Origin of the sequence: Microcystis sp. T1-4 (genome assembly GCF_000297435.1) — a bacterium.
GTDB lineage: Bacteria > Cyanobacteriota > Cyanobacteriia > Cyanobacteriales > Microcystaceae > Microcystis.
In genome coordinates this window covers 1-8,582 of the sequence record NZ_CAIP01000251.1, presented here as the reverse complement: position 1 = coordinate 8,582, position 8,582 = coordinate 1, and the positions used below count along the sequence as shown (strand labels likewise).

At 45.1% G+C, this 8,582-nt stretch carries 2 protein-coding genes; both read left to right on the top strand.

Annotated features, from left to right (window positions below; all coding sequences use genetic code 11):
- Positions 1 to 25: 25 nt before the first annotated feature.
- A complete protein-coding gene (locus MICAI_RS15645; RefSeq protein WP_232306213.1) occupies positions 26 to 7,450 on the top strand; it encodes an SdrD B-like domain-containing protein in 7,425 nt (2,474 codons plus the stop codon).
- Positions 7,451 to 7,473: 23 nt separating this feature from the next.
- On the top strand, positions 7,474 to 8,582 hold a 1,109-nt coding region (locus MICAI_RS22600), incomplete at its 3' end, for a cadherin repeat domain-containing protein (protein ID WP_198285303.1).

Here is an 8,582-nt window from a genome sequence, read left to right as displayed (position 1 = left end):
CATCATCCCCCCGCCCTCGGATCTTGTGGTGACTGGTGTTACTGTTCCTGCCAGTGGCATTCCGGGTCAAGCCATTAGCTTGAGCTATACCGTTCAGAATCAAGGGACCGAGTCCGCCTACGGAAGTTGGACGGATGCCGTCTATCTTTCTGCTGATAATCAGTGGAACATTGGAGATGTCCTAGTTGGCCAGGTGAATCGTTCCGGGGATGTGGCCGCTGGCGCAAGTTATACGGAAACCCTTAATGGCGTGGTTCCGGGGGTTAATTTAGGGGATTACTATGTCCTTGTTCGTAGCGATATTCGCAATCAAGTTCCCGAAGTCAATGAGGGTAATAATACTGGTGTATCAAATGCGAAAATTGCCCTTGACGTAGAAGCTTTAACGCTAGGAACGCCCGACACTGGGGATTTAGACCAAGGTCAGTCGGTTTACTATCGTTTCAATGCCACTGCTGGTCAGGCGATTCGTCTGAAGTTAGATAGCAGCTCTGATCAATCTTTGAATGAATTGTATGTGCGTTATGGCGCAATGCCAACGCGGGGACAGTTTGACTGGACGACGACACAACCCTTTAACACCGATCCAGAAATTGTAATTCCCATTGAACAAACGGGAACCTACTATGTGCTGGGCTATGGTGATCAGGTTTCAGGAAGTCCTAGTTATGAAATTCTAGCCCAAGAGATTCCTTTCTCTATTACTGACGTAGCGAGTCGGAAAATTGGTAATTTTGGTGAAGCTACCCTGGAAATTCGTGGCGCAAGGTTTTCTACCGATACGACATTCCAACTCCGGGCCGCTGATGGAAGTCTGATCACCGCCGAGAATATCTATCTAGAAAATTCTACTCTAGCTTACGTTACCTTCGACCTCTTTAATGAAACCTTGGGGCTGTATGACGTTCAAGCAAACCAGGGTAATAGCACTGCACGGTTAGAGGATGTCATCACGGTTCAAGATGCGAGTGGTTTTGACTTGGATTCCAATATTACAGGGCCAGAGGAAGTCCGTCCGAACCGCAATTATACTTTCAATGTTAACTATGGCAATACGGGAGATACGGATACAATTGCTCCTCTGTTGATTATTGAAAGTGTTACCAATACCCAAGTAGGAACGACTTTAAAGGGACTGACTTCTGATGCGCCATTGCATTTGTTGGGTGTGAGTAACGAAGGCCCACAGGGGATTTTGCGACCGGGGGATATCAATGTTCTGCCTGTGTATTTTAACAGCAACACTGCCCCCATTGAATTTCAGGTTCGTACCTACTCGGCAGACAATACCACAGCTATTGATTGGAATAGTTTTGAAGTTTCAATTCGTCCAGAGGGATTAACTGATGCTCAGTGGGATAGGTTCTTGAGTAACATTGTGCCTCGTGTTCAGACTTATGGCGACTATGTGAAGATGCTCAATGATATGTCATCTCAACTATCTGCTGAGAATGAGCCAATTTACGATGCAAAAGATTTATTTGCACGAATGTATGCAGTTAATCCAGAGTATCAGCCATCGTCCAATCTATCGGGTCAATTACTAGATGCAGAAACAGCTATTCCCCTAGCTGGTGTAGAATTAGCAGCTTATGAAACAAGAGGCGAAGACAATCGCCTAGTAGGAACAGCTATCACAGATCAACAAGGTAATTTCACATTTATTTCTTTAGAGTCTGGCAGTTATGAATTAGCTTTAAGCGATTACGACTTTGACATGGATCGCAATGGAGAAACCGATCTTGAACTGCCAATATATGAAATCAATGCAAATAGTGATCAAAATGTTGTTATCTATGGCAAATCTCAAGAAGAAGTATCTTATGTAAACGAAACTAATCCAGTTTTGACTCGTGATTCAAAGGGTACAACACACATCATTTGGTCTCGTGATGGCAACATTACTCATGCTTTCTTCAATGGAAGTAATTGGGTAACATCGAATCCTATTCCAGAAGCTACGGGAACTGACTTTACAATTCGGGCTTCAGACAATCTGATTAATGGAACAACTCCGGGATTGATTGTTAGCTGGAAACAAGGTGAAGGCAATGAATCTGAAATCTACTACTCTATTGGCCGTCAAGAAGAACTTGGCAATACCTATGAATGGACTACACCTACCAGTTTAACAAATAATACCATAAATGACTCAAATCCATCTTTGGTTGTTACACAAGAAGGAGAGATCGTTACTGTTTATCAGAAGTATGATAGCGAAATTGGAGATGACAAGGATTTATATTATGACTCGTTCCTAATATCCTCAAATAATCTTTATTGGAGTACCAATAATAACCAATTTTTAACTAGCACTTCAGAAGATTTAACCACGTTAAGTTCTTTTTCTTATTCGATAAATATTGGTAAAAGCATAAGTATTCCTAAAGTAATTCCTTTTATCGGAGGAAAAACAGGAATAGAACTATCGGGAACCATCAGTGGGCAATTGGGTGAAAATCCTCAACTTAATGGAGAACTTGAGGGTAGCGCCCAACTTTCTAAACGCCTTGAAGGAGCAGTTAATGGTGCTGTAGAGGCAAATTGGAAAATCAATAAAGAAGAATGTGAGTATGAATTTGAGTCCGCATCTTTGAATGTTGGTGGCTCGCTATCGGGTGCAATCGGACCTAGCATTAATGAATGGGAGTTAAACATTGGTGGATATGAAATTATAGAGATTGAGGGCATTGGCCTCTTTCTTGATGGGGGAATTTCAGGAACAGCAACTTGGAATAGTCAAGCTGATTTTCCCTCTTGGCCATCAGGTGGTGATGTTAGCCTTAACGCTGGACTTCGTATCGGAGCAGAAGAAGTTGAGTTGTTTGACAAAGTTGAAGGTGTACTCACTGGTTCTGGCGTAATTGAAGTTCAGTTACTGCCTACACCAGAGTTTAAAGAAATTTCAGCTTCTATAACGGCAAGTGGTCGCTGGGGAAATCACGAGATTAGCTACACTTATGAATGGAGTAAAGAATTTGGCGGATCTTCAATTTTTGGTATCCTTAGTGATGAGAACAACATACTGCCTGATGGTCTGACAATTGTTTATGATCCTCAAACCGGTACGAATAATATCTACGGGACAAATAGTGTTTCAAATAATCTTCAAGATGATTTTTCTGAAGATGCTGCTCCAAGCATAGCTATTAGTTCAAGCGGTGAAATTTTACTTGCATGGGCGAAAGAAAACTCCTCAGAAGAGATTTTTGGAGATTCAATCAATATCTCAACATTTAATGGAACTACTTGGAGTAATCCAATCCAAATTCCTGACAGTCTTGGATACATCGGTCAAGTTTCACTAATGTACGATGTAGATAATAATCCAGTTGTGGCTTGGACTGCAGCAAGTTCTTCTGGAATTAGCACAAATAGTTCTGCTGAAGATGTGTACCAGACCATTAAATCGGGGGATGTATTTTACGCAGTTCAACAAAATGGAATATGGTCTTCACCAATAGCTGATTTGCAAAGGTCGGGAGATGATACAAGTACAAAATTACATGAAGTAATAAATGGTTTATTGCCGTTAACTTGGATTAACAACTTAGACGGCAATGAGCGTCTTATGAGTTCTTTCTGGAATGGGAATAGTTGGAGTTCTCCTCAAGTAATTGTTGACCATCCAATTAGTGGATCTGTATCTCTTTCTGAAATAAATGGCAATGTTTTTGCTTTTTGGGCAGAAGATGTTAATCCTAGTGATACAAACCTTGAAACAAGTATCTTTTACAGTTCTTACGACACCACATGGTCTACTCCAGAGTTATTTAACCCAGACATTGTAGAATCTCTAGTTATTTCTAACATTAGTAACTTGGAGACTGAGGATTTAGTAATTCAAGGTATTTCATTACCCAAGCCTCGTGAAGAATATTGTGAATGTAAAGAAGGTGATCCTGAATGTGACGATGACGATGACGACGACGATGATGACGACAACGATGATCCCCCGTACAAACCTCGTCCCGTTCAACCCAGTGATCCCAATGACATACTGGGTCCCGAAGGCTTTGGCGAAGATCGTTGGATCGATACTGATGAACCCCTCCGCTATACCATTCGCTTTGAAAATGTCGCCACTGCCACTGCCCCCGCTCAAGAGGTATTCATCACCCAACAACTTGATGCCGACCTCGATTGGCGCACCTTCCGAGTTGATGATTATGGCTGGAGTGGTGCTGTCTATGAATTAGAAGGTAATCGAGCCTTCCATAGCACCCGCATTGACTTAACTGAAACCCAGGGTTTCTATGTAGATATTGCTGCCACCATTGATACCCTCACAGGTATTGCGACCTGGCGCATCAGCACCGTTGATCCCACCACAGGAGAAGCCCCTCTAGACGCACAACAGGGATTCCTACCCACCAATGACGAAAACGGACGTGGTGAAGGTTTTGTAACCTATAGCATCCGACCTAAATCTACCGCAAAGACGGGGGATGTCATTGACGCTGAAGCCGAAATTATTTTCGACACCGAAGAACCCATTAAAACCCCGCCCATCTTCAACACCCTCGACACAGACAAACCCACTAGCCAAATCAATAGCCTGCCAGAAACGACCGATAATCCCCAATTTCTCGTCAGTTGGACGGGAAGCGACACCGGTTCCGCTTTAGCCAACTACACCATCTATGTTTCTGACAACGGCGGTGACTATACCCCCTGGTTAACCAATAGCACCCTGACCGAATCCATCTACCAAGGACAACTGGGGCATACCTACCGATTCTATGCCCTCGCCACCGATAATGTTGGGAATACCCAAGAAATTCCCACCACAGCCCAAGCCACCATTCGAGTCACGGGTGGAGTGGGGACTATCGGCGACTTTGTTTGGCTTGATGCTAACGCCGACGGTATTCAAAACCCCGGAGAATTAGGAATTGCCAACGTAACAGTCAAACTTTACGACAACGCCAACACGCTTATTGCCACTGCGACTACCGACGCAACGGGTTCCTATAACTTCGACAACATCACTTCGGGTGAGTATTACCTCGAATTTACCGCTCCTGAAGGCTATCTACTCAGCCCATTAAACCAAGGCAGTGACGACACACTGGATAGCGATGTTGACCCTTCCACCACTAAAACCGCTAACTTTGCGGTCAATGCGGGAGAAAATCTCTCTTGGGATGCCGGTCTGTATCAATTAGCAAGCATTACCGGTCAAACCTGGAACGATGTCAACGGCGATGGCGTTAAACAATCCACTGAAATAGGCTTGTCGGTTTGGACTGTCTATTTAGATACTAACAATAATGGGCAACTTGACACGGGAGAAACTTCCACTCAAACCGATATTAACGGTAACTACACCTTTAATGATCTACGTCCAGGAACCTATACTGTTGCCCAAATTGTCCAGGACGGTTGGCAACAAACCTATCCTATTTTCAGCGTCAGTACCACCGGCTCTAGCGTTTCTTTAGCCATTCCCACCTTAGATTTCATTGTTCCTTTCACCGACGGCCCAACGGAACTCAACTTCAGCGCCGCTAATTATCTGGTTGCCGAGGACGGGACTGCCCTCGCCGAGATTGTTGTCAGCCGTAGCGGCAACCTGGCAGGGACAGTGTCCGCTACCCTGACCTTTGCCGATGGAACGGCGACGGGATGCGGTTGCGCCGCTAGTTCTGTCAATAATGACTTCAATCACGCGCCGATTACAGTTACCTTTGCGGCAAACGAACTCAGTAAAGTCATTACCGTCCAAAACGCCCTCCTCAATACGCCCAATACGATTCGGATTCGTAACGACGCTAAAGTTGAGGGCGACGAATACTTTACGCTCCAATTAACCAATGCCACTAACGGGGCAGTGATTGGGAATCAGAGCCTAGCGACGGTCACCATTGTGGATGACGAGTCCCCCTCGAATTTACTAAATAGTTCTCCAACCGCTAACACAAATATTGACCTATCCAGTGCTTTAAACAGCAACGCCCTCAGCCTGCTCAACCTCAACGACTTCTGGGCCGATTCTCGCTTCGCTAATATCACCGGACAAGGCTATAGCACTGTCATCATCGACACTGGCATTGACCTTAACCATCACCTCTTTGGCCCGGATTTAGACAACAACGGCATTGCCGACAAAATTATTTATCAATACGACTTTGCCGATAATGACAATAATGCCAGCGATAAAAACAATCACGGCTCCCATGTGGCCAGCATTGTTTCCTCTGTCGCCCCTGATGCTAACTTAATTGTTCTCAAAGTCTTTAAAGATAGCGGTTCTGGCTCCTTTGCCCACCTCGAAAAAGCCCTGCAATGGGTCAACAGTAATGCGGAAACCTACAACATCGCCTCCGTTAACCTCTCCCTCGGCGACAGTCAAAACTGGACAACGGAAGTCGGACGCTACGGCATTGGCGATGAATTAGCGGCGATCGCCAACCAGAATATTCTCGTCGCCGCCGCCGCTGGCAACAGTTTCTACACCTTTAATAGCACTCCCGGACTGTCCTATCCCGCCGCCGACCCCAACGTTATCTCCGTCGGCGCCGTCTGGGCCGATGACTTTGGCTCCCGTACCTTTGGCAACGGCGCGGTCGATTACGCCACCTTTGCCGACGCGATCGCCTCCTTCTCCCAACGTCATCCCCTCCTAGACGTCTTTGCCCCTGGTATTTTAATCACCGGCGCTAATGCGACCGGCGGCACCATCAGCATGGGCGGCACCTCCCAAGCCACCCCCTACATTTCGGCGATCGCCACCCTCTCTCAACAGATTGCCCAAACCTATTTAGGGCGAGAATTAACCTTAAGCGAATTTAAATTCCTGCTAGACACAACGAGCGATCTGATCATCGATGGCGACAACGAAGCCGATAACGTGGTCAACACCGGCAGTTCTTACCCCCGCGTCAATGTCTTAGCTATCGGGGAAGCGATTCTGACCCTTGGCGACGGTTCCCCAGGCTCTCAATCCGGTAATACGGGCAATGACGGTGCTGGCGACTCTCCCTACGCGCCCGTCAACACAGTGAGCCTGGTTCATACCGTCACCCTTGGCGCCGGCCAAGTTCTCGAAAATCTCAACTTCGGTAATCAGGAAATTCCTAATACAGACTTAACGGGATTGGATATTGACGGCAACGGTCAGTATGATGCCTTATCCGATGGCGTTCTCCTCCTCCGTCACCTATTTGGTGGCTTTGAAGGGGATGACCTAATCAATGGGGCTGTTGCCACCAACGCCCCCCGTAACCTCACCGAAATTAACACCTATCTCCAAACCAGCATCGAGAGGGGTTACTTTGACATTGACGGTAACGGCGTGGTAGATGCTCTCTCCGACGGGATTATCGCTATGCGCCACCTCTTCGGGGGCTTTGAAGGCAACACCCTCATTGACGGGGCGATGTCTCCCGACGCGACAAGGGACTTAGCAGGAGTTCAATCTTATCTAAACACCCTCACCATCCTTTAAACCTTACATAAAAAGAAAACATTATGGCTAGTCAAATTATTACCTTATCTCTAGAAAATCCCAACACCAGTTTTGGAATCGGTGAACAAATTGTTGTCAACGTAACCTACAACGTAGACAACGCCGACGCAACTTTAACCGGTATTGGCTTTAGAATTCATTTTGACAACACAGAGCTGCGATTTGATAGTGCCGATGTTGATTTTACCCAATCTCTATTTGGATCGGTCAACGCCTCAAACGAAGTCGGCAATGATAACGACACCGAGACCAATCAAAGCGTCAACTGGCGCTACGCCGATTTTTTTGGTCAATGGCCAAATACAACCCTACCGCTAAGTTTAGGCTCGCTTACTTTTACAACCCTAAGTGACTTTGATGGCACTAACCTCAATGTGACCTTTTCTTCTACCGTCCCCAGTTTTACTGGTATTGGTAATTCACTGGCATTAGTCAATGATGTTAATGAAACACCCACAGATTTAGCATTAAGTGCGACTACAGTAAATGAAAATGTCCCTGTTAATACAGTGATAGGAACATTTTCTACCACAGACCCCGATAGTGGGAATACCTTTACCTATAGTTTAATAGCAGGAACAGGAGATACAGATAACTCAGCATTCTCGATTGTAGGGAATCAATTACAGATTAATAATTCCCCCGATTTTGAAACCAAGAATAGTTACAGCATTCGGGTAAAAACCACCGACCAAGGGGGACTAGAATTTGAGAAAACCTTGACAATTACTGTCAATGATGTTAATGAAACACCAACAGATTTAGCATTAAGTGCGACCACAGTAAATGAAAATGTTCCCCCCAATACAGTAATTGGAACATTTTCCAGCACAGACCCCGATACTGGGAATACCTTTACCTATAGTTTAATAGCAGGAACAGGAGATACAGATAATACAGCATTCTCGATTGTGGGGAATCAATTACAGATTAATAATTCTCCCGATTTTGAAACCAAGAATAGTTACAGTATTCGAGTAAAAACCACAGACCAAGGGGGACTAAGTTTTGAGAAAACCTTGACAATTGTGGTAAATAATGTCAATGAAACACCAACAGATTTAGTCTTAAGTGCGACCACAGTAAATGAAAATGTCCCTGTTAACACAGT